This window comes from Thiothrix litoralis (assembly GCF_017901135.1).
Classification (GTDB): Bacteria; Pseudomonadota; Gammaproteobacteria; order Thiotrichales; family Thiotrichaceae; genus Thiothrix; species Thiothrix litoralis.
In genome coordinates this window covers 3,589,304-3,611,773 of sequence record NZ_CP072801.1, presented here as the reverse complement: position 1 = coordinate 3,611,773, position 22,470 = coordinate 3,589,304, and the positions used below count along the sequence as shown (strand labels likewise).

The 22,470-nt window shown below is 45.5% G+C and carries 18 protein-coding genes; 14 read left to right on the top strand and 4 right to left on the bottom strand.

Translation table 11 applies throughout. The features are described from left to right. Position 1 precedes the first annotated feature (1 nt). From J9253_RS17485 to J9253_RS17470, 4 genes are all read left to right on the top strand, one after another. Positions 2-673 carry an NADH-quinone oxidoreductase subunit B family protein gene (locus J9253_RS17485; protein ID WP_210222151.1) on the top strand — a complete coding sequence of 224 codons (672 nt, stop codon included), beginning with the start codon at positions 2-4 and terminating at the stop codon, positions 671-673. Next, entirely contained in the window at positions 657-1,952 is a 1,296-nt protein-coding gene (locus J9253_RS17480; protein ID WP_210222150.1) for a Ni/Fe hydrogenase subunit alpha, read from the top strand. The genes J9253_RS17485 and J9253_RS17480 overlap by 17 nt, the downstream gene beginning before the upstream one ends. Then, positions 1,949-2,329, top strand: a complete 381-nt coding sequence (locus tag J9253_RS17475; protein WP_210222149.1) for a hydrogenase maturation protease — start codon at positions 1,949-1,951, stop codon at positions 2,327-2,329. The genes J9253_RS17480 and J9253_RS17475 overlap by 4 nt, the downstream gene beginning before the upstream one ends. 77 nt (positions 2,330-2,406) lie before the next feature. Beyond that, positions 2,407-3,252, top strand: coding sequence for an ATP-binding protein (locus J9253_RS17470; RefSeq protein ID WP_407701798.1), 846 nt, complete (start codon positions 2,407-2,409; stop codon positions 3,250-3,252). A gap of 24 nt (positions 3,253-3,276) precedes the next feature. Here J9253_RS17470 and J9253_RS17465 read toward each other — a convergent pair whose 3' ends face one another. Further along, entirely contained in the window at positions 3,277-4,350 is a 1,074-nt protein-coding gene (locus tag J9253_RS17465; protein WP_210222148.1) for a Fic family protein, read from the bottom strand. Positions 4,351-4,622: 272 nt separating this feature from the next. On the opposite strand from J9253_RS17465, the gene J9253_RS17460 reads away from it, so the two are divergent. Genes J9253_RS17460 through J9253_RS17425 form a run of 8 tightly spaced genes read left to right on the top strand, consistent with a single transcriptional unit; the run spans position 4,623 to position 16,536 of the window. Further along, the gene (locus J9253_RS17460; protein ID WP_210222147.1) at positions 4,623-4,838 is read left to right on the top strand and encodes a hypothetical protein; all 216 of its coding nucleotides are present in this window, start codon (positions 4,623-4,625) and stop codon (positions 4,836-4,838) included. Then, positions 4,835-5,767: a DUF4007 family protein gene (locus J9253_RS17455; protein ID WP_210222146.1), complete on the top strand. Its 933-nt coding sequence runs from the start codon at positions 4,835-4,837 to the stop codon at positions 5,765-5,767. The genes J9253_RS17460 and J9253_RS17455 overlap by 4 nt, the downstream gene beginning before the upstream one ends. After that, the gene (locus tag J9253_RS17450) at positions 5,764-9,240 is read left to right on the top strand and encodes a hypothetical protein (protein ID WP_210222145.1); all 3,477 of its coding nucleotides are present in this window, start codon (positions 5,764-5,766) and stop codon (positions 9,238-9,240) included. Before J9253_RS17455 ends, J9253_RS17450 begins: the two co-directional genes overlap by 4 nt. Then, complete coding sequence (locus J9253_RS17445; RefSeq protein WP_210222144.1) at positions 9,233-10,060, top strand: phosphoadenosine phosphosulfate reductase family protein; 828 nt, start codon at positions 9,233-9,235, stop codon at positions 10,058-10,060. The genes J9253_RS17450 and J9253_RS17445 overlap by 8 nt, the downstream gene beginning before the upstream one ends. Before the next feature lie 23 nt (positions 10,061-10,083). Further along, positions 10,084-12,420 (top strand): DUF262 domain-containing protein, encoded by a 2,337-nt coding sequence (locus tag J9253_RS17440; RefSeq protein WP_210222143.1) that lies wholly within the window; start codon positions 10,084-10,086, stop codon positions 12,418-12,420. A gap of 25 nt (positions 12,421-12,445) precedes the next feature. Beyond that, positions 12,446-14,059, top strand: a complete 1,614-nt coding sequence (locus J9253_RS17435) for a DEAD/DEAH box helicase (RefSeq protein ID WP_210222142.1) — start codon at positions 12,446-12,448, stop codon at positions 14,057-14,059. A 2-nt stretch (positions 14,060-14,061) separates the two neighbouring features. Next, complete coding sequence (locus J9253_RS17430) at positions 14,062-15,864, top strand: ATP-binding protein (protein WP_210222141.1); 1,803 nt, start codon at positions 14,062-14,064, stop codon at positions 15,862-15,864. Between the two features lie 15 nt (positions 15,865-15,879). Beyond that, positions 15,880-16,536: a hypothetical protein gene (locus J9253_RS17425; protein ID WP_210222140.1), complete on the top strand. Its 657-nt coding sequence runs from the start codon at positions 15,880-15,882 to the stop codon at positions 16,534-16,536. A 226-nt stretch (positions 16,537-16,762) separates the two neighbouring features. On the opposite strand, the gene J9253_RS21025 is transcribed toward J9253_RS17425, so the two are convergent. Further along, positions 16,763-17,005, bottom strand: coding sequence for a hypothetical protein (locus tag J9253_RS21025; protein WP_228291604.1), 243 nt, complete (start codon positions 17,003-17,005; stop codon positions 16,763-16,765). Between J9253_RS21025 and J9253_RS17420 the strand changes: the two genes are divergently transcribed. Further along, the gene (locus tag J9253_RS17420) at positions 16,943-19,105 is read left to right on the top strand and encodes a DNA phosphorothioation-associated putative methyltransferase (RefSeq protein ID WP_228291593.1); all 2,163 of its coding nucleotides are present in this window, start codon (positions 16,943-16,945) and stop codon (positions 19,103-19,105) included. The two genes, J9253_RS21025 and J9253_RS17420, sit on opposite strands and share 63 nt — an antisense overlap. Positions 19,106-19,203: 98 nt before the next feature. On the opposite strand, the gene J9253_RS17415 is transcribed toward J9253_RS17420, so the two are convergent. Together J9253_RS17415 and J9253_RS17410 are read right to left on the bottom strand one after the other, a co-directional pair. Further along, positions 19,204-21,294: an AsmA family protein gene (locus J9253_RS17415; RefSeq protein ID WP_210222138.1), complete on the bottom strand. Its 2,091-nt coding sequence runs from the start codon at positions 21,292-21,294 to the stop codon at positions 19,204-19,206. Positions 21,295-21,340: 46 nt separating this feature from the next. Further along, positions 21,341-21,835: a hypothetical protein gene (locus J9253_RS17410; protein WP_210222137.1), complete on the bottom strand. Its 495-nt coding sequence runs from the start codon at positions 21,833-21,835 to the stop codon at positions 21,341-21,343. 125 nt (positions 21,836-21,960) lie between these two features. On the opposite strand from J9253_RS17410, the gene J9253_RS17405 reads away from it, so the two are divergent. Further along, entirely contained in the window at positions 21,961-22,440 is a 480-nt protein-coding gene (locus J9253_RS17405; protein WP_210222136.1) for a c-type cytochrome, read from the top strand. Positions 22,441-22,470: the final 30 nt, after the last annotated feature.

Here is a 22,470-nt window from a genome sequence, read left to right as displayed (position 1 = left end):
CATGAGCCAAGCAAACACCCGACCCACGGTCGCGGTACACAAGTTTTCCTCTTGCGACGGCTGCCAATTGGCCTTCCTCAATGCCGGGGAAGCGCTGTTGACGCTGGCAGAACGGGTCGACATCGTTCATTTCGCCGAAGCAGGCATGATGGCGGAAGAGGCACCCGTCGACATTGCTTTCGTGGAAGGCAGCCTCAATACCGCGCACGATTTGCAACGCATCCGTCAGGTTCGCACCCACAGCCGTTACCTGATTACCATTGGCGCGTGTGCCACGGCGGGTGGGGTGCAAGCTTTGCGCAATTTGCACGACGGCAAGGGCTGGCATCAGGCCATTTACGCCCACCCCGAATACCTCGACAGCCTCGCCACCGCCAAACCGATTGCTTCACAAGTGAAAGTCGACCTGGAATTGTGGGGCTGCCCGGTCAATACCCAACAGGTCATGCAGGCCATCAGCACCTTGTTGCATGGCGCAACGCCAGCTTTGCCGCAGGAAAAAGTCTGTGCCGAATGCAAACGCCGGGGCAATGTGTGTGTGGTGGTGGCGCAAGGCCAAGCCTGCCTCGGCCCATCCACCCATGCCGGATGTGGCGCGATTTGCCCAGCCTTCGGGCGTGGTTGTTACGGCTGTTACGGCCCCCAAGGAGTGATTTATGCAGGAGCAGCGTAAAGTCAGCGTGCGCGTCCCCGTCCTCACCCGCGTGGAGGGCGAAGGTGCGTTGGAACTCGACATCGACAATGGTGTGATTACCAACCTCAAGTTCAGCATTTTCGAGCCGCCGCGCCTGTTCGAGAAGCTGTTGGAAGGTCGCGATTTTCAAGAAGTGCCCGACATTACCGCCCGCATTTGCGGCATTTGCCCGGTGGCTTATCAGATGAGCGCAGTACACGCGGCGGAAATGGCCTTCGGGGTGCAAATCAGCCCGTGGACGCGGGCATTGCGCCGCTTGTTGTATTGCGGGGAATGGATTCAAAGCCATGCGTTGCATATTCATTTGCTGGCTGCGCCGGATTTTCTGGGGTTTGAAGATGCGCTGACCATGGCGAAAAAATTCCCGCGTGTCGTCAAACGTGGCCTGAAACTGCAAAGCATTGGCAACCGCATTATGCGCGTACTGGGCGGGCGTTCGGTGCATCCGGTGAATGCGTGCGCGGGTGGTTTCTATGCCGCGCCACCGTTGGATGACATGCGGGCATTGCAAGCGGAACTGGTCACGGCTCAGGAAGATGCCTACGAGTTGGTGCGTTGGGTTGCCAGCTTGCCGATGCCGGATGATGAACAGGATTTCGTCTCGGTGGCCTTGCACCACCCCGACGAATACCCGTTCAATGAAGGCCGCCTCATCTCCGATGACGGGCTGGATATTGGCATTGCGGAATACGAGGCGCATTTCGACGAGTTCCAGATGGCGCATTCCACCGCGCTGCACGCGCACTTGCACGGCAAACCTTATCTGGTGGGGCCGTTGGCGCGGGTGAATTTGCTGCACGAACAATTACCGGCGCATTTGCTGGCCTTGCTGGAAGGTAGTGATGTGCAATTCCCCAGCCGTAATATGTTCCACAGCATGGCGGCGCGGGCGTTGGAAATTGCTTACTGCATCGACGAGGCTATCCGTATTCTGGAAGGTTATGCGCCAACCGATCAGCCTCATGTAGCGGTGACGCCGCGAGCCGGGACGGGGTTTGGTTGCACCGAAGCACCGCGCGGGATGTTGTGGCATCGCTATGATTTCAACGCCGATGGCACGGTGAAAACCGCGCGGATTGTGCCACCGACCAGCCAGAATCAGGCGCGGATGGAGCTGGACTTGCACCAATCACTGCACGCTTTCGGGCTGGAGCATGACGACGATGCGCTGCGGTTGCGGGCGGAACAGGTGATCCGCAATTACGACCCGTGTATTTCGTGTGCGACGCATTTTTTGCGGTTGAAAGTGAATCGGTGACAACGGCGATTATGGGCATTGGTTCGCCGTTTGGGAAAGATCAGGCGGGTTGGGATGCTGTCGATCAGCTTGCGCAACAGGCTTGGGCACAAGCGGCGATTGAGCACGGAACGCTGGTGTTACATAAACTCGACCGCCCCGGCATGGGGTTGCTGGAACATTTGCAGAGGTATGCGCATGTGATTCTGGTGGATGCGGTGATTGCACCCCACTATGCGCCCGGTATGATTATCCCGTTGCAGCGGGAAGAGCTGGCGTTGTGGGAAGCGCCTGCTTCTTCGCACGGTTTCGGGGTGGCGGAGGCGTTGGCAATGGGGGATGCGTTGGGGATGTTGCCGGAGAGGTTGGAAATTTGGGGGGTTGTGGTGGCGGATTGACAGTCGTCTCATTCCTGATTTAACGGGCTTTGATTCCCGATCCTACGTTATACTAATCCTGATCACACGCAACAGGTATCAGGCATGGAAAACGCGACACTTTACCCTCGGCTGGGCGTTTCCTGCTCACGGGTTCTGCTAACCTGATGACTTTGCCACTGGTGGCTGATTCGTTGGCGGGGCGCATGGAAACACTGGCGTTGTACCCGTTTTCCCAAAGTGAAATTCACCACCAAACCACCTGCTGGCTGGATGCGGTTTTCGCGGGCAACATTCCCGTTGCCGCTGAACCACTGCTGGGTGAGGCATTGACGGAAGCCGTTTTATGCGGGGGATACCCCGAAGCCCTTACCCGTACCAACCCGCGCCGCCGTCAGACATGGCATCAGCAATACCTTGATGCCCTGATCCAGCGTGATGTACAGGAAATCGCTAATATCGACAAACTGGGGCAACTTCCCTTGATCTGGGCAAGCAATCGGCTGAAGCGCGTCCTCAAATCCCCCAAGCTGCAATTTGTGGATTCTGGCTTGCTGGCTTCGCTGCGCGGCCTGACAAGCGACACCCTCAAGCGCGACCGCAGCCTGTTTGGTGGCTTGCTGGAAACCTTTGTGTATGCCGAACTGCTCAAACACACTACTTGGGCAGAGGCTGATTACCAAATCCTGTATTACCGGGATGCCGACCAGTACGAGGTGGATTTTGTGGTCGAAAACAGGGCGGGCGAATTGATCGGCGTTGAGGTTAAAGCCTCGGCCACCCTGACTGAAAAAGACCTGCGCGGGCTGAAACGGCTGGCTGTGCTCGCGGGCGAATCCCTGCAAATGGGCATTATCTTGTATGACGGCACAGAAGCTATGCCGTTGGGGGAAAAGCTGTGGGCAGTGCCGCTATCGAGTGTGTGGGGGACATATCCAACATGACGACACTCCCTAGCTCTACCCAGTTTACTCGGTTGTCATTTTGGGAATATTGAACAGTAAATCAACTAACGCCTTGTTCAAGTAATAATTCTCGCGCCCCAGTTTGTGCTTTTCCAGCACACCATCCAGCGCCAACGCATCCAGATAGCGGGTCGCCGTGGCACGGGATACGTTAAGGTCGTCTTCCAGAAACTGTACTTTGGTGTATGGGTGACGAAAAATATTGTTGATCAAATCCTGACTGTAAAAACGGTGGTGGCTGCGGATATGGTGCTTTTGTTGTTGCAGCAACGCGCTGATGCCCTCAACCAGCGTAATCGTGTGTTTTGCTGTTGAAGCAATGCCGCGCAGCATATAAATCACCCATTCCTGCCATTCCCCGGTATCACGCACTTGTTGCAGCAAACGATAGTAGTCCGCTTTGGTATGATTGATATAACGGCTCAGGTACAACACCGGCGAGTCTAACAAGCCCTCCTTGACCAGATACAGGATGTTGATAATGCGTCCTGTCCTGCCATTGCCATCGTAAAACGGGTGAATGGTTTCAAACTGATGGTGGATGATCGCCATTTTAATCAATGGGTCAAGTGCCACCTGCTCATCATGCAGCAGGTACTCCAAGCCGCTCATCAGTGCTGGCAGGGTTTCGGGAGAGGGTGGGGCAAACACGACTTCGCCCGTGCGCTCATTGCGCAGCACTGTTCCCGGCACTTTACGCAAGCCTGCCCGACTCTGTTCCAAGGTTTCCTGAATGGCGAGGATGGTATTCAAGGTCAGCAAACCGTGTTCACGCACCCGCTGGTATCCAACGCTTAAGCCATCGGCATAGGCTGAAACTTCTTTGGCTGCCACATCCACGACATCGACCTGTAAGCGGTATTTGAAAAGCGCATCTTGGGTGGTGATAATATTTTCAATCGCAGAACTGTCTTGTGCTTCCTGCAACCCAAGAGTGGAAAGCAGAATCGCCTGATTGGGGATGGTTTTCGCAACGCCCTTGAGTTCCGCAAGGTAGCGATGTGCAGTCACCAACGCCTTCAGGATAGCGGGTGTTTCCATCTGCGGCAGTAACGCTGTTAACGAAGCAAGTTGCATAATTTTTTCTCATCTTCTCAAAAACACGCGATTTTGGTGTATATCGTTTGGCATCTTCTCAAAAAACGCGATTTTTGAGAAGATCAATGATCGGTCTTTGGCTCTAGTATTCTATCTAAACAGCATATCGCGTGGCTGTTTGCACTGATGGCTGACGCTTCTTGATCTCTTTATTTTTTGCCAAAAAAACAGCTAATTTGCACATGACCTACCATCTATGTAATGTTACACTTAGTATGTTATGTGACATAGTACTATCGGAGTAAAGTGATATGGCAAGAGGTGTAAGTGGCAGGATTGTCATTGAAATAAGTCCAGACATAAAACAAGAATTATATGAACAACTTAATAGTGAAAATATCAGCTTGAAAAGTTGGTTTTTAGAGCATGTTGAGTTTTTTCTTAAAGGCAAGCAACAGCTTTCATTATCACTTTCCACACAACCTCATCCTGAAAAAAAAGCTGATGAAAAACGAGCGATAGCATGAAATTCAATCCAAAAAAAGTTGCTTTCGGTAGGCATGAAACATTTTCACTTCGCTATAGCTGGCTGACAAAAGCCTATCAAGAAGTTGTGAAAGATACGGGTGTTTTTGATGCGGATGATGCAACGGTCAGGCTTGGTGTTGGTAAAAACATGGTTAACGCCATTCGTTATTGGGCGCAAGCAACACAAATTATTGAAAAAGTAGAAGATGGCTACAAGCCGACTTCGTTAGGTCACTTCATTTTTGATGAGAAAGAAGGGCATGACCCATATCTTGAGGATGAGGCCACGATTTGGCTACTTCATTGGCAGATGGCAAGCAATCCTGAGGTGGCGACATGTTCTTATTGGCTGTTCAACCGTTACCATAAACCTGAATTTACTACGGCGGAAGCGACAGAAGCCTTGGCAGATTTTCTGAAGCAACAGGCAGGGGCAAAATACTCTAAAAATACGCTGAAGAACGATACGGTTGTTACATTACGCATGTATTCGGATGTTCGCCCCAAGGCAAAACAAGTGTCTGATGAGTTTTTGGATGCGCCCTTTACTGCACTCAAGCTGCTTTCCATGCTGCCGGATGGCAAAACTCACAAAGTACAGATTGGCGAACAAGAGCATCTTCCCGTTGAGATCGTGGCTTATGCCGTTGCCTCCCTGTTCAATGCAACGCAACAAAAATCTTTGGCAATTGAAGACCTTATGTATGGCAAGAGTGACTACCCTGCTCCGGGTGCAGTGTTTTGCCTGACAGAGAGTGCTTTTCTATACAAGCTAGAGCAGTTGAAGCAACGCAAAAACAATGCATTTGACTTCAGGGAAACCGCCGGGGTGAATCAGCTCTACAAAGTACAAGACACCACTCTTGATCCGATGATCTATTTGCAAGATTACTACGCACAGCGCAATTTTTATGGGGTAGCAGCATGAGTTTGCTAGGACAAATACAAGTAAATACCAACTATACACGCTCAATCAACCTTGAACGTGATGCCGATTCTGTTGCTGTCGTAAAGGCTTATATCCCGACCACTCGTGCATTGGATACATTGGCTCGTATAGGCGAAACAATCACGACAGTACAAAGTATGCCGCGTGCTTGGACGCTAATGGGGCCGTATGGCTCTGGAAAATCCTCCTTTGCTGTCTTTCTTTCCCATTTATTAGGTGCGGCTGGTGATGTCGCAACGGATACAGCACAAGATGTGTTAGCAAAGTGTGATGAGCAAGTCATTGATCAGTTTTGGGATGGGGATGGACAACCATTAGAACATTGCCGAGTCTTTTTGACAGGTAGCCCAGAACCTTTGAGTAAACGATTAGCGGCAGCATTGCTTGATGGCGCTACTGCATTTTTTTCTCGTGGGCAACGTCAGCTTCCCTTAATGCTTGAGCAACTCAGGCAACTAGCGCCACAGGACATTGTTACCACTACACAGATCATTGATGTTGTTAGTCAGTTACAAGAAGCCATTACTACCGAGCAAGGCTACGGTTTACTGATCGTCATTGATGAGCTGGGAAAATTTCTCGAATACGAAGCCCGTCACCCTGAAGCAAATGACATCTACTTGTTACAAGCGTTAGCTGAACATGCATACAAGGGTTGTGAACGGGAAGATGGCGCAATCTTGTCAGTCTTCGTACTATTGCATCAATCATTTGAGCAATACGCACGGGGGCTAGGCCGGGCGCAGCAAAACGAGTGGGCAAAGGTACAAGGACGCTTTGAAGTCGTTCCTTTTTTGGAATCGGCAGAACAAACCTTACGGATCGTTGGTAAAGCTATTGAGCACCCCAAGAAACTGCCCAAAAATACTGTGGTTCAAGCTGATCAACTAGCGACTATGCTGGCTGATATAAACGCCTTGCCAAGTGTGTTGGATCAACGTTCTGCCAGCCAATTATTCCAGCAATGCTACCCGTTACATCCTATTAGCTCCTTACTGTTACCCTTGCTTTGCCAAAAAATAGCCCAGAATGAGCGCACACTGTTTAACTATTTAGGTAGCCAAGAAGCATTTGGTTTCCAAGACAGTCTAAAACGTTTGGAAAAGTTAGGTGACTGGATTTACCCGTGGGAAATTTACGATTACTTCATTAGTAACCAACCTGCGGCAGTTGTTGATCACTTGACCCATCGACGTTGGGCAGAGGTCGTAACGGCCTTAGAACGTTTGGGTGATGATCACACGGATGCGGTACGGGTGCTGAAAACGGTAGGTTTGCTTAATCTCATCGGCGCACAAGCAGGCTTGAAAGCATCTAAGGATATTTTAGCTTTTTGCTTACCTGATCCTAACGTGGTTGCGGATGCACTGGAGGTTTTGCAAAAACGTGCCGTGTTGCAGCTTCGCAAATACAATAATGAATATCGTGTTTGGCAAGGCAGCGACTTTGATCTTGAAGCAAGGCTACAAGAAGAACGTAGCAAACTCGGCATTTTCAGTTTGGCGGAACGCCTAAGTAAGCAACATGGCGATGTGCCGATTGTGGCACGTAAGTTCTCCATTCAAAAAGGCTCAATGCAATATTTCACTACGGCCTTTATTGATGCGAGTTCATTGGGAAAATTAGACGAAGGTATCAGCACTCCAAGAATTGTGTTCTACCTTGCTGAGGATAGGCAAGATGAGGATGTCTTTACTAAACAAGTAGTCGCTAACGCCTCACCGTTGGATGTATTGGTTAACTATCCTCATGCTGCAACTTTACGCGATGCAGTTGCTGATGTGTTGGCATTGGAAGCCGTTCAGAACAAATCCCAAGAGTTACATTCTGATCCGGTGGCACAACGAGAATTCCGTGACTATTACCAACTAGCATTGAAGGCAGAAGAAGCTCAGGTCTATTTGTTGCTGGAACAGCCACAACGTAGTCATTGGTTTTGGCAGCAAAAACCGTTGCCCATTGCCAGCAAACAAGCTTTTCAAAGTACTCTGTCGAATGTTTTAGGCAAACTCTATTGCTACATGCCTGAAATCAAGAATGAGCTGATCAACCGTGATAAACCATCTAGCCAAGCCGCCGCAGGGCGTAACCGCCTGCTTGAAATGATGTTGTTTAACTCGAATCAGGAACATTTAGGGATTGAGAAATTCCCACCTGAAAAAGCCATCTACCTCGCCTTACTTCATGCAACAGGTCTTCATCGACAAGATCAGCAAGGAAAATGGGCTTTTCGCGCACCACCTAGCAGCAGTAGCTTGCATAGAACATGGCTTGCAATTGAGGAGTTCTTAGAGTCTACGGATCAGCAAGCCAGAGCTTTTAGTGATCTCAACAACGAGCTGACCAGAACACCTTACGGCTTGAAACAAGGGGTTTTACCCGTATTGTACTTAGCGGCATATCTTGTCCATCAGGATGAGCTAGCCCTGTATGAAGAAGGGAGATATGTGCCAACACTTTCAAAAGAAGTGCTGGAGCGCTTCGTTAAAACGCCTGAATTATTCAAAGTGCAGTTATTCAGGGTTGAAGGTATTCGTGCTTCGATCTTTAAACAATATGTCACCGCATTGTTCAGTGATGGCAAAGAGCGAACAGTCGTACAGGCAATCAAGCCACTTGCTACTTTTGTAGGTGGACTCAATGAGTACACACAAAAAACCAGCGACCTACCTGAGCAGGCACGAGCATTCCGCAATGCATTCCACCTTGCAAAATCGCCCGAACAACTTTTGTTTGAGGGAATCCCACAAGCCTTAGGGTTCGATACTCGCCCTGATCAACAGAACAAATTTGATGGTTACGTTGATACGCTAAAAGATACGCTGAGTGCTTTGAAACATGCCTACTCCAAAATGTTGGAGCAGCAACAAGGTTTCTTGGCACAAGCCCTACGACTTAAACCTGATGCAACGATCACAGAGATGCGGCGTGTCACGGGGCGTTACTTAGGACTCGATGCGTACACAGTTGATACGGATGGATTGAAAGCATTCATCAACCGCCTGACGAATACAGAAAAAGATGATAATGATTGGTTTATCAGTATCTTGATGTTCATTGGCAAAAAATCACCGGAAAAGTGGCTGGATGGTGATAAGGCGCAAGCAGACATGCGCTTGAGTGAATACTCTCGTCGTATGCTTGATCTTGAGGCTTTACGTATTCATGACCAAACAAGGCAAAACACCCAAGACGAATTTGATGTTATCTTATTGAAATCAATAAAAAAAGGCAAAAAAGAACGTCAACAGCCTGTTGCGATCAGTAAAATGCAGCGCGAAGCCACAGACGAGCTAAAAGGCAGATTAAATCGTCAATTATCTGGTGCTGATAAAGAATTACAACTTGCAGTATTAGCTGAATTAGTGGATGATTTCTTGCGTGATTATCAGACAACAGAACACCCTAAAGTAGCCCACCCCAAGCCACTAAGAAAGGTTAAACATGACTAAGCATTTGACGTTACAAGACGCTTCAGAACTTGACGGATCACGACACGTTCTTGGATTGTCTGGCGGTAAGGACAGTGCTGCCCTCGCTATTTATCTTCGAGATAACTACCCCGAAATTCACAATCGGGTGGAATATTTCTTTACTGATACAGGTGCTGAACTTCAAGAAGTTTATGATTTTCTTGATAAGCTTGAAGCTTACTTAGGCAAGGAAATTAAAAAGCTGAGTCCTGAGCGAGACTTTGAGCATTGGTTGAAAATACATAACAACTATCTACCATCACCACGGCAGCGTTGGTGTACATCAATGATGAAGATCAAGCCCTTTGAGAAGTTCGTTGGCAATGATCCGGTTGTTACCTATATCGGCATTAGAGCGGATGAAAATAGAGAAGGCTATGTTAGTCAGAAAGAGAATATTCAAGCAGTTTTTCCTTTTATGGAAGATGGATTAATTCGAGCAGATATTTTCCGTATTTTAGAAAACACCGTTGGTATTCCAGAATATTATCGGTGGCGTAGCCGTTCAGGTTGCTACTTCTGCTTCTTCCAACGACAAGATGAATGGTTAGGATTAAAACGCGAACATCCTGATTTGTTTGCTGAGGCTGTTCGTATCGAAAAGGAATCAGGGCAAGGTTATACTTGGGTGCAAGGCAAGACGCTTGAAGAAGTGGTTGCCCATGCTGAAAAAACAGAAGGAACACGCAACGCCAATCGTAATGCAAAGAGTGTTCACACAATAAAATGGCAAGATGCTTTGAGAGATCAAGAAGATGATGATCCTGAAGATCAGGCTTGTATGATTTGCTCTCTTTGAGCACATTTTAAGAGATATATATTATGTCAAAAGTATCTGATACTTTTACTTCTCAAGCATTATCTATTCAAGATACTTTTTTGCTTCACAATAGCAATGTTGGCTATAGAGTTCCAATTTATCAACGTGGTTATCGCTGGAATGAAGAAAATATTTTCAGGCTCTTTGAGTCAATTCTTCATGGCATTGTTCTGCTTGAAGAAGATAGCTCAATAAGATTCATAGGAACGATAATATTATCTAGCGATAAGGAAAAGAAAGAAAAAGAATTTGGTGGAATTTCTTTATCAATAGTAGATGGACAACAAAGATTAAGCACAATCTCATTAATTATCTGCCGATTAATGAATCAAATAATGCTTAATTTGAAAAAAGTTGATAACTTGAGCGATGAGTTATCTGTACTCTTAAACTCTTTACGTAGTTGCATAGTTGGAAGAAAAAACAGTACTATAATCAGAAACTATTTATCAGAGTTTTATCCGAGATTAGTTCGAGAATCCATTGATGCAAGAGGACACACTCCTTTATTGAAGAAGTATGACTCATTCATAGCAGAGTATTTATTCAGTTTTGGTAGCCATTATTATGATTTTATTTCTGGTGATTTAGATTATAATGACTTTGACTTTATTATATCCAACTCAATAAATGGCATCGAAGATCAGGAGTTTTTTAAAAAAGCAATCAGCCATATTGATATTTACATAGCTCGCATTGCAAGTGGAAAAAGTTTAACTGATGACTTCGATAACGAAGTATTTCCTTCAACAAGTAAACTTCTCAATGACGATAATTATACTAAAGTACTTGAAAGTTGTGGTTTTAGCATCGATACTCATAACTTAGATAGCGTGAGTGACCCATTATTAAGAATAATTTTTTTCTCGGGCTACCTATTAAATAATGTATCACTTACCTGTGTTCAAGTAGAAGATGACAAGTATGTTTTTGACATATTTGATGCACTTAACACTACAGGTGAACCATTAACAGCAATAGAAACATTTAAGCCTGAGGTAATAAAGTTTATAGAAGACAGAAAAGATGTAACGGGAGATTTTTCAAGCTCAAACAGTAGATTTTTTTTTGATGAAATAGATAAATATTTATCTATGAAAACCGATAACTCAAAAAGGCAAAAAGAGACTAAGGAAATAATAACATCCTTTGCCTTATATATAAATGGAGACACCCAAAACTACGATTTAAGTGGTCAGCGATTATATCTTAGAAATAAGTATGCTTTAATTCCCTTGAATCATAAATCATATGAAAAGAAAGAGCGCTTCGTAAAAGCCTTAAGAGATATAGCCATTTATCGAGAAAAATTCTGGGAGGAATCATTTCTTACAAATTCATTGATGGAAATAAAAAATCACCAAGAAAGACAAAAAATATTATTATGTCTAGATTTTATTAGAAGCATGGATACGACCTTAGCGATACCTATTCTCGCAAGATACTATTTTGATGCAGAAAAAACAAAATCATGGGATATTTTCATCCAAGTAGTAAAATCGGTAACTGCATTCTTAGCCATTAGACGGGCAGCAACAGGAACAACGGCTGGAATTGACTCTGATTTCAGAAATCTAATGAAAAAAGGACATAAGAAACTAGAATCAAAATATCTAAAGTTAGGTTTATTAGATGATAATGAACTAGCCTCACCCGAAGATCTAAATATTTATCTGTTATCTTATTTAGACTCACCTAAATTAGGCACTAATAAAAACAAGGTTATTGATGAAGAAAGCTGGACAAACAAAGTAATTAAGCAACCTCTTTATGATAAATCCAAAGCTTTATGTAAATTTTTATTATTACTTGCCTCACACAATTCTATAGAAGGTACGGAAAAAAAATACATCCTATCAAAAGAAGGACGAGACAACTGTAATTTTCTAGAATTGACTAAGTGGCGTGACCATCTTTATCAAACAGTTGAGCATATTGCACCGCAGAATGCAAGAGATCAAAACACTAAAGGATTATGGAAAGATGAGCTATATAATGATATTGATACCATACACACTATTGGGAATCTAATTCTTCTTCCAAAATTAGAAAATACCATTATTGGAAATAAACCCTGGTCTCAAAAGAAAATGTTTTTCAAAGCGTTTGCTCAAGAAGATCAAAAAGAAATACCTAAAATTATTGAAGAAGCGAAAGAAAAGGCAATTCCATTCTCTGTGGCAGCAATAAAGGTGATCAATGATGGAAAATATATGCCACTAATATCTTCAATTACAGACATAAATGACTGGAATATTGAAGTAGTAACAGAAAGAGGAAAAAATATTTGCCATTTAGCTTGGCACGAACTCTCTCATTGGTTAGGTATATACAAATAAAATTTCTCATATAGAGGCATTCAGATTGAATTTTGACAATCTTTTATCAAGAGCTGATGACTCAGCACTGCAAGATTTGCTAGGTGCTGATTTGATGCGTTTAATTCTTCTGCTTGACCCAAAGCTTGCAACACCACAACACCTACGAAAATTAATAATAAGTTATCGCACTCCATACTCTCTACTGTCATCGAAAGATACAAGAAAAGTATTGTTTGACTTACTTCCAACTAATCAGGCAAAGCTTCTGGCTCAGGTGCTAGGTGTAGATTACAGCCAAAATAATCTATATTTTTCACTAAAAAATGTAAATATCAGAAAAGAATCTGAGAGAGAAAGAGCTATATTTGACTTTTTTGAAATATCTTTGCCTACTAATTTTATAGAAGAGGAAAAGCCCTCAGTGTTTCAGAAGGAGGGAGAGTACTCTTTATTTCCACATCAGCGTTCCGCATCTCGAAAAGTAAATAACTTACTTGAAAGTAATACAAAAAGAGTTGTATTACATATGCCTACGGGATCAGGAAAAACACGTACAGCAATGAGTATAATTGCCGATCACTTGCGAAAAACCGAACCTACATTAGTTATTTGGTTAGCTCATAGTGAAGAGCTATGTGAACAAGCTGCTTCAGAATTTGAAAAAGCATGGGGCTGTTTAGGCAATCGTTCAGTAGGTATTTTCAGATATTGGGGAGATCGGTCTCTTAATCTTAATGATGTAAAAGATGGAATTCTTATTGGTGGATTATCTAAAGTATATAGTACAACAAAAAATAGCTTAAACTTTATCATTACTTTATCTAACCGAACATCATTGGTTGTTATTGACGAAGCCCATTCAGCGATTGCAGAAACCTATAAATTAGTCCTAGATGCATTAGTTATTATGCGGCATCCTAATCCGGCGCTCTTAGGTTTGACTGCAACTCCGGGAAGAACATGGGCAGATATACATGTAGACGAACAATTATCAAACTTCTTTTCAAAGCAGAAAGTCGCCTTGGAAATCGAAGGATATATCAATCCTGTTGATTATTTGGTTGAAAAAAAATACTTAGCAAAAGCAGTTTACAAGCCTCTTTTTTATGAAGGCGGAACTAACTTTAATGATAATGATCTAAGAAAAATCCAAGAAAATTTTGATGTACCGGATAATATTTTAGATCGATTAGCTGAAGATGAAAAACGAAATTTAGCAATTGTTTCTTCAATTGAGAATTTAGCAAAAAGTCATCAACGAATTATTGTGTTTTCAACAACAGTGAAACATTCTGATCTTTTAGCTGCAATTTTACAGTTGAGAGGGCATAAGGCTTACTCAATTACTGGGAAAACAGATGCGAACTTAAGAAAAAATGTCATAAACAACTTCAAGGAAAAAACTGATGACATACAAATCATATGTAATTTTGGTGTATTAACCACTGGATTTGATGCTCCTAAAATTAGTGCTGCACTAATTGCAAGACCAACCAAATCACTTGTTTTATACAGTCAAATGGTAGGAAGAGCGATAAGAGGAAAAAAAGCAGGTGGTAATGAAACGGCTGAAATTGTAACTGTAATAGATCATAGTTTACCGGGGTTCGGCAGCGTTGCTGAAGCATTTAATAATTGGGAAGATATTTGGGCTTAAATATGGAAAATACTCACGACATAGTTCCTACACACCTTGTTGTCAATGCAATGCGCGACAACGGATACAAGAATGCGGCATATGCAATTGCAGAATTGATGGATAACTCTATTCAAGCTGGTGCAACAATCGTTGAGCTTTTATGTGGCGAACGAACAGAACAGTTAAAACAGCGTGCAAGAGCACGTATAAGCGAAATAGCAGTGTTAGACAACGGTCACGGAATGACTTCTGATGTGTTACAAATGGCTCTCCAATTTGGTAATGGAACACGTTTAAATGATTTTAGTGGCATTGGAAGATTTGGCATGGGATTACCAAACTCATCAATATCTCAAGCACGAAGAGTAGAAGTATGGAGTTGGAAAAATGGTTCTGAAAATGCCATTTATAGTTACCTCGATATAGATGAAATTGAAAAATCACAATTAAAATCTGTACCAAAACCTATTGCTAAAGAAATACCAGACATATGGAAAGAAGTCGGCTCTAATTTCGGGATGACAGGAACGCTTGTTGTTTGGAAAAACATAGATAAAATCATGTGGCGTACTGCTGGCTCAATTATTGATAATTCAGAATTAATTATTGGACGGATGTATCGTTATTTTTTAGTCGATGACTCAGTAGTAATCAAGCTTAAATCATTTGATATGAATGCGATGCCAATGCTGCGTCAAATATCATCTCGTAATGCATTACCAAATGACCCGTTATATTTATTTTCAAAAACATCATGTCCAGAACCATTTGATAATGAATCAATGTTTGAAAATGGCGAATTTAAAAACACAGAGTTTGAAATTAATTTTAATGACAAGCATCATATTGTTACAGTAAAGTTTGCTTATGCTAAAGAATTAGCACGATCAGGTCATAATCCTGGTGCACGTCCTTATGGAAAACATGCTGCAAAAAACCTAGGTGTGTCTATTGTGCGAGCAAATCGTGAACTTGATTTAGATACATCTTGGTCTGATCCATCAGATCCCCGTGATCGTTGGTGGGGAGTAGAAGTAAATTTTCCACCAGCATTAGATGATTTGTTTGGTGTAACCAATAACAAACAATCAGCTCGTAATTTTTCTGAATTAGCCAAAGTTGATTTAGAGTCTTTACTTGAAGATGGCCAAACAATTGCTTCAGCAAAAGAATACTTAGATGAAAATGAAGATCCCAGATTGCCATTAATAGAGTTAGCTCAGCATATACGGAAAAACATTAGTACAATTCGTCGATTAATTAAAGCACAAACAACGACCAACGAACCTAAAAAGCGCCATGAGTCCCCTCACTCAGAAGAAAAAGGTACTGAAGCAACCCGTAAACGCCAGAACGAAGGTTATGAAGGAAAAAGTGACACTCAAGAAAGAACATTACTTCCTGATGAGCGTGAGAAAGAAATTGCTGATGTGCTTAAAGAAGCAGGGGCAACGACAGAAGCAGCTAAAAGCTTAGCTGCCAGAACAGTTAAACAAAATTTAAAATATACTTTTGTTAAATCAAATTTAAGTACGCCTGCTTTCTTCGATGTTCAATCTCGTGGTGGTGCAATCATATTATCATTGAATGTTGATCATCCTGCATACAATCATCTTATTGAGTTGTTACAGGATGACAGTGATGAGGCTAATGAATCCGTATTGCGCACTAGGTTAATGAAAGCTCGTGAGGGGCTGGAGTTACTGTTGATGGCATGGGCACGTTATGAAGATGAACAACCTGATGGCCAACGAAGAACCAAAGCCCAAGAAGCGCGTTGGGACTGGGGACGCATGGCTCGAGAATTTCTTGTTGATGAATAACCTAGAGATAGACTGATGTACTTGAAAGAAGAGTGGCACGTAAGGAAAATTATATTGGAAGCCGCTTTAGATGTGCTTTCTGATGGGCAGAACCACACTGCTCGTCAGATTATTTCGCAGTTAGAAAAGAAAAATATTAATGCGCCTAAAAAGCTTGTGAATAGTGTATTGTTCAGTGAAGGTCGACGCTATGTAACCTACAACAAATCTTCATTTTTCTATCAGTTAAGATCAGTTGATGAGTCTGAAATAGAAAAAAATATAGATATAATCAAAAACATCCCTATTGAAACTAGAGAAAATAGTTGCAATGCGATTAAAGCCAAGTATATAGGAAAAAATGATGAGTTTATTTTTACTAGCAAAAAATCGACAAGTCCTGCTTTCTTTGATATTTTTTCTAAAGGAAGAACCATTGAAGTTTCGCTTAACGAAAACCACCCATTATTTTTTGACTTAAATGAATTATTATTTTTCTCGATGGAGAACAAAGACCATAGCAGCAATTTAATGGCACGAAAAGTCATTGATTTAATGGTGGCATCATGGGCTAAATATGAAAGTGAGCAACCAGAAGGGGCAAGAAAAAACAAAGCAGAGGAAGCGAGAATAGATTGGGGTAAACATGCTAGAGATATTCTTTTCAGTGAATTAACTCAAGATATTGAATGATGTTTTTATGACAGGAAAAATTCTAGGGAATGATATTTATATTGCTGTCACAGCTATAGATACATTGAACACACATCATAAAAAAATATTTGAACGACATTTTCATGATTTAAGCGAAAGTATTAAATTAAAAATCAACGTTCTTCGTATTAATAGCCATGATGAAGGTATTTCATTCTTGGAGTATGAGGAACTAAGTGAACAAGCATTTCCAAGACTTTTTTCATCAATACGAGCAGGTAATGGCCTCATCTGTCCGCGCAAGACTGATTATAAAATTAGTAACAACCCCCCCATTCTCCACCGCAAAGAACTCCTCCTCCCCCCCGACCACCCCGACATCCCCAAATTCGCCGCGCTTACCAAACAGCTCGAAGATGCGGGACTTTTCAAAGATTCCCGCAAAATCGGCTATAAAAAACAATGGGAAGAACGCCTCCGCAACGCAGGCTACAAAGTCGTTGATCACCAGCTAGTCCGGCTAGACGGAAGTGAAATAACGCCGCCAGAAATCATAGAAAAGACTTCCAACACCGTCGAACGCCACCGCACCGCCCTAACCCGCTATGCCCTTTCAAAACCCATGCAATTGCTGGCAAAGCATGACTTTCTGGAAGGCAAACACACCATTTTCGACTACGGCTGCGGCAAAGGCAGCGATGTAGAAATCCTCCGCCAAAACAATCTCACCGCCAACGGCTGGGACCCGCACTTCTGCCCCGAAAACCCCAAACACAGCGCCGATATAGTCAACCTCGGCTTCGTGATCAACGTCATCGAAGACAAAGACGAACGCCTCGAAGCCGTCTTGGGCGCATACCGACTCTGCACCCAATTCCTCTGCGCCGCCGTCATGTTAGGCGAACAATCACCCGAACGCGGGCGCTTATTTCGTGATGGCGTGCTCACCAGTCGCAATACTTTCCAACGCTATTATTCCCAAGAAGAATTCCGCGAATACCTGCGCCGCGTGTTGGATGAAGAACCCGTTGCCGTCGGCCCCGGCGTATTCTTCGTGTTCAAAAACAAAGATGCCGAACAAGCCTTTTTGGAACGCCGCTACCGCAATCGCAGTACTGCCAATCGCCTCATTAACCAAATTCCCAAGCAGCCCAAAGCGCCTAAGGCAACACGCCCGACTAAAACAGAAAAAGAACAGGCGTTCTACCAACAACACGCCGACTTGCTGGACGCACTATGGTTAAGTTGGCTTGAACTGGGTCGCCCACCCCAAGAAGATGAATTTCCGCAAGTTGCCGCCGTCAAAGACCTCTTCGGCACATGGCAACGCGGCTTGAACTTCCTGCAACGTTTCCACGGCACGGAAACCTTGAAATTCGCGTTCGAGAGCCGCCGCGACGACCTCACTGTGTACTTCGCCATGCGCCGTTTCGACCAGCAGCGCGTCTACCGCCATTTGCCGGAAAGCCTCAAGCGTGACGTGAAAGCCTTTTTCACCAGTTACCCCATTGCACAAACCGAAGGTGAACGCCTGTTATTTTCAGCGGGCAACGTTGCCATGATCCGCGAAATGTGCCAACAAGCCGCCATCCAAGGCTACGGTCATCTGGACGCAGAAGGCTCGTTAACCTTCCATACCTCTCAGGTAGTTACATTACCGCCGATCTTGCGCGTTTACATTGGCTGTGCCACCCAAGTTTTTGGTGATGTCACCTCGGCTGACTTACTGAAAATCCACGCCGAATCCGGCAAATTATCGCTAATGAAATACGATGACTTTGAGGATTCACCGTTACCGCGAATGCTAGAGCGCATTAAAATCAGTCTGATCAACCAGCGTTTCGAGTATTACAAATACGGCGAAGCCTACACGCCGCCTTACCTGTACTTGAAATCCCGGTTCATCACGCCAGATTACCCACATTACGCAGAACAGCTAGCATTCGACCAAACCTTGTCTACGCACGCTGAATTCAACGTCGAGGGCTATGGAATGCCACCAGAACAGTTTGAGGCCACCCTGCAACGCCTGCGCTTGGAAGTAGCGGAATTTACCCTCACAGCATCCAGCACCTTGCCTGATCTCGACACGCCTTGTGGTCAATACCACACGTTCCGCCACTTCATCGAATGCGGTGAAACCCAAGCCCAAACCAGCCTGCCCAACCTACCCAAGCACCCGGAAACCTACAATGCATTGGCAGCCTTAGCCCTGCAAGTCATTGACCCAGTGATGGATTATTTCGGCGGGATTGAATTGACCTACGGCTTTTGTTCCCCTGAACTCGCCAAACACATTCCCGGCAGGATAGACCCGAAACGCGACCAGCACGCATCCTTTGAGCGCAATACCCGTGGCAATCTCATCTGTGAACGCAAAGGTGCCGCTTGTGACTTCATCATCCCCGATGAGAACATGCTCGAAGTGGCGCAATGGATCGTCCAGAACACCCCGTTTGACCGCCTGTATTTCTACGGCAATGACAAGCCACTGCATGTCAGTTACGGGCAAGCACATAACCGGGCAGTAGTGCTGATGTTACCCGGCAAAAGCGGGCGTTTGGTTCCCAAGGTCATGGATGCGAAAGTATTTGTTAGCGTGATCTAGGCGGAATAGCCCTGAAGAGGGCGTATGCCATGCGCCCCTACAAAACCTTCGCTGTAGGGGCGACTGGCTGTCGCCCTTGTAAGAATCCACCACTGGCATTAGAACAAACTTTTCAGTTTATCCTTCAACGCATCTTCCAACTTATTCTTTTCGCCCTGCACTTCATTTTTCAGGCGAGCAGCGATTTCATCACGCTTTTGTTGGAGCGCGTCGATCTGCTTTTGTTTCTCGGCATCAAACTTGCCCTTGAGCTGGGCTTTTTGTTTCGCAATTTCCTGATCGGCCATTTCCTTGAGCAACACATCCAGTTCCAACTCGTAACTGGGTTTGTTCCACGCGCCGAAAATATGCAGCGGGGCAAACAACCCCTGCGGCTTGCCTGCTTTGGGTTTCTCACCGACACGCAGTTTGAAATCGAGTGATTCGTCAACGATATTGACATCACCGAGTCCCTTGATTTGAAAATGCGGCGCGGTCATAACGTCTTCCTCGGTATGGAATACGCCCTGTTGCACTTGCCACTGCCCTGCCAGCTTGGTGAAGGCCACTTCCTTTTCGCCCATCTCGTTGACGCTTTCTTTCTCGAACAGCTTGACGACTTCCTTGGTTTTTTGGGCAAAATTGGCGTCGCGGACGGTACCATCGTTCAATTCCAGATCAATCGTGCCATTGAGGTTTTGCTTGAAGACCTTGGCATCCCCCGCCACGGAATCCAGTTGCGCGTTCATATCCAGCGCCCCCGTCACCAAGCGGTCAGCGGTAAGGGCAAACAGCAAGTCTTCAGTGCGTAACTTTTGCACCTTGTGCTCACTGTGGATCACCACCGGGGTCAGCAAGGTATTAATGTCGAAGGTTCCCTGATACGCGCCCTTGAACAGCGTGCCACTAGGGGTTAGCTTGATTTGACCGTTTTCCATGTACACGCCGAGCTTGGCCTGTTGCAAGGCAAAAGGCGGGTAACTGAGCTGATCAGCCTTGAATTTGCCATCAATCACCCGTGCGGGTAACAGCGGGTCGCGGACTTGCAGGCTGCCAGCCAGTTGCTGATCAGCAGTCTTGAGCTGCACTTTCGACAAGTCCAGCAAGCCTTTGCCACTTTCCAGATTCAGGCTGAGCTTGCCGCTGGACTGTTGCTGCAATTGCCCGCCGGGAACTTGCTCCGCTTTCACATCCGTGCCCAGCTTTAGCCCGGCAATCTCCAGTTGTTGCTTCTTCATGTGCAGGCTCAAGTCGCCGCCAGCCGTGGCTGCAAGGCTTGTGACCGGCAATTCGCCACCTTGCAAGTCGGCTTGAAGCTGCATAGCGCCCAGCGTTAGCAATTGTTTTGCCAGATTCACCTCCAGTTTGCCGCTCAGTTTGAGCTTGCCTTGACCGGGAAGGCTAATGTCTGCCTGTAAATCGGGGATGCTGGCTTGCTCGCTGTCCAGTTTGCCTTGCAGGTTGCCGACAATATTCGCGGCCAACTTGTCGGGTAATTGTGCTTGCATGGTCAGTTTGGCGAGGGAGAAGTCGTTTTTGTTCTCATCCAGTTGCGCAGTAGTCGTCAATTGCAGGTCTACATCCAGCGCTGGCTGATTTTGCTTGAGGTGGGTATTAAGACTAATGTCGACGGGTTCGCCGGGGACGAACATGCCCGTTTTCAGATTAAGCGGGGCAAGTGTCAGGGTTTTGTCTAGTTGCTCATCGCGCCAGTTGACGGCTGAATCGGTAACACTCACCCCAGTCACCACCAAGCCACCCAATAAACTGGTCATGGCCTCACCCGCGCCCGCCGTCGCTTGGGGGGAACCTTCCGGTAACAAGTCTTGCCAGTTGGTCTTACCATTTTTGGCACGGTGCAGGTTAAGTTTCAAACCATGCAGGTGCACTTGGTTGACTTTGAGTTGCTGTTCCAATAATGGCAGGAATTGTACCGTTACCCGCGCATCGTTGGCTTCAGCGAAATTTTCGTCGGCGAAACCTTTGGCATTACCCAGCGTCACTTCACCCAGTTGCAAGGCGATGTCGGGGTAAAACGACAGGTTAATCTCCCCATTGATGGCAAGATCACGCCCGGTCTGCTCCTTGACCAAGGCGGTAATTTCAGGTTTGTAGCGGTTGGCGTCGAAGGTCAATGCAAACACAGCAATCAACGCCACAATCAGCAGTAGTAGACCCAACAGCCAAGCAAGCGGGCGCAATAGGGGCATGAGATATTCCTTTCAGTAGCCTTTTTATATTGCTTCAGACTATAACCTATCGGACAGGCGGCAGGTAGTAGGCTTGTGGATAGTACTGCTGTGGATAATAGATCTGTGGGTAAGACTGCTGCGTGTAAGGCGCATAATACGGGTAGGCGCTGTACGGGTAAGCGTAGCTATAAGGTGAGGTATTCAGCAGACTACTGGCATTGTTATAACCTGTCCCATAAGCATTGAACTGACCGTTTTGGTACTGGGCAGCATCGCCACGGCTTTGCGCCCGGCTATTGGCATCCAACAGGGTGAAGCCTTTGGCGCGGAAATTCAGGTCGAAGTCCATATTAATATCGGCTTCGCCGCGCCCGCGTGAATGACCCTGACCCTTGCTGGCTCCATTGCCATAGGTTTGCCCGTTAGCACTAGCCTGATGGGACTGTCCTTGACGGTTATTACCGAAAAAATTGCCCATATCAAAGCCATCGAAAAAATCAGCAGAAGCGTTGCCCGCGAATAGGGCAAACGTGGTAAATACAATAATGCGTGCGTTCATGGTGGTGTACCTCTTAGTGTTTCCGCCAGTTTATACCCATTCATAAGCATTTGCTAATTTTGCTGGAAGCGCACAGAATACCTGCACTTTAATCTGAATTTCTGACCAAACTTGCGAAGGGTATTATGGTTTCTTCTAAATATGACGTCTTCAAAACCTCACTGCTGGCCATTTTCTGCCTGACGTTGCTCAGTGCCTGTGGCGAAAAGGAAGACACCCATCCGGGGCAACCCGTCACTAAACGCGAAGCTATTTTCAAAGAAAATTTGCGCACCTTTGAAGCAATGGGGCTGATGGTACGCGACAGAGAGCCTTACTCCCCCAAAGAATTCCTGAAAAACGCCGAAAAGCTCAAAGACCTGAGCACGCAACCGTGGGTTTACTTCACCCCCGGCAGCGATTACGCACCTAGCCGCGCCCTGCCAACGGTCTGGCAAAAGCCGGAGGCATTCAAACAAGCGCAGGAAAAATTCATTGTTGCCGCCGCCCAACTGGCGGAGGTCGCTAAAAGTGGCCAGCTAGAGCAGATCAAACCAGCCTACACGCAAGTGAAAGAAAGTTGCGCCGCTTGTCATCATGACTTCCGCGCCGCAGACCGTCTGTAGCCAGCGGGCTAATCGAAGCAAGGCGGTGGC

What these genes read in the sequence shown, in the direction of transcription:
- J9253_RS17485 (WP_210222151.1), top strand. Translation starts at nt 2, where the DNA reads ATGAGCCAAGCAAACACCCGACCCACGGTCGCGGTACACAAGTTTTCC.
- J9253_RS17480 (WP_210222150.1), top strand. Translation starts at nt 657, where the DNA reads ATGCAGGAGCAGCGTAAAGTCAGCGTGCGCGTCCCCGTCCTCACCCGC.
- J9253_RS17465 (WP_210222148.1), bottom strand. Translation starts at nt 4,350, where the DNA reads ATGCAACTTGCTTCGTTAACAGCGTTACTGCCGCAGATGGAAACACCC.
- J9253_RS17460 (WP_210222147.1), top strand. Translation starts at nt 4,623, where the DNA reads ATGGCAAGAGGTGTAAGTGGCAGGATTGTCATTGAAATAAGTCCAGAC.
- J9253_RS17455 (WP_210222146.1), top strand. Translation starts at nt 4,835, where the DNA reads ATGAAATTCAATCCAAAAAAAGTTGCTTTCGGTAGGCATGAAACATTT.
- J9253_RS17450 (WP_210222145.1), top strand. Translation starts at nt 5,764, where the DNA reads ATGAGTTTGCTAGGACAAATACAAGTAAATACCAACTATACACGCTCA.
- J9253_RS17445 (WP_210222144.1), top strand. Translation starts at nt 9,233, where the DNA reads ATGACTAAGCATTTGACGTTACAAGACGCTTCAGAACTTGACGGATCA.
- J9253_RS17440 (WP_210222143.1), top strand. Translation starts at nt 10,084, where the DNA reads ATGTCAAAAGTATCTGATACTTTTACTTCTCAAGCATTATCTATTCAA.
- J9253_RS17430 (WP_210222141.1), top strand. Translation starts at nt 14,062, where the DNA reads ATGGAAAATACTCACGACATAGTTCCTACACACCTTGTTGTCAATGCA.
- J9253_RS17425 (WP_210222140.1), top strand. Translation starts at nt 15,880, where the DNA reads ATGTACTTGAAAGAAGAGTGGCACGTAAGGAAAATTATATTGGAAGCC.
- J9253_RS17415 (WP_210222138.1), bottom strand. Translation starts at nt 21,294, where the DNA reads ATGCCCCTATTGCGCCCGCTTGCTTGGCTGTTGGGTCTACTACTGCTG.
- J9253_RS17410 (WP_210222137.1), bottom strand. Translation starts at nt 21,835, where the DNA reads ATGAACGCACGCATTATTGTATTTACCACGTTTGCCCTATTCGCGGGC.
- J9253_RS17405 (WP_210222136.1), top strand. Translation starts at nt 21,961, where the DNA reads ATGGTTTCTTCTAAATATGACGTCTTCAAAACCTCACTGCTGGCCATT.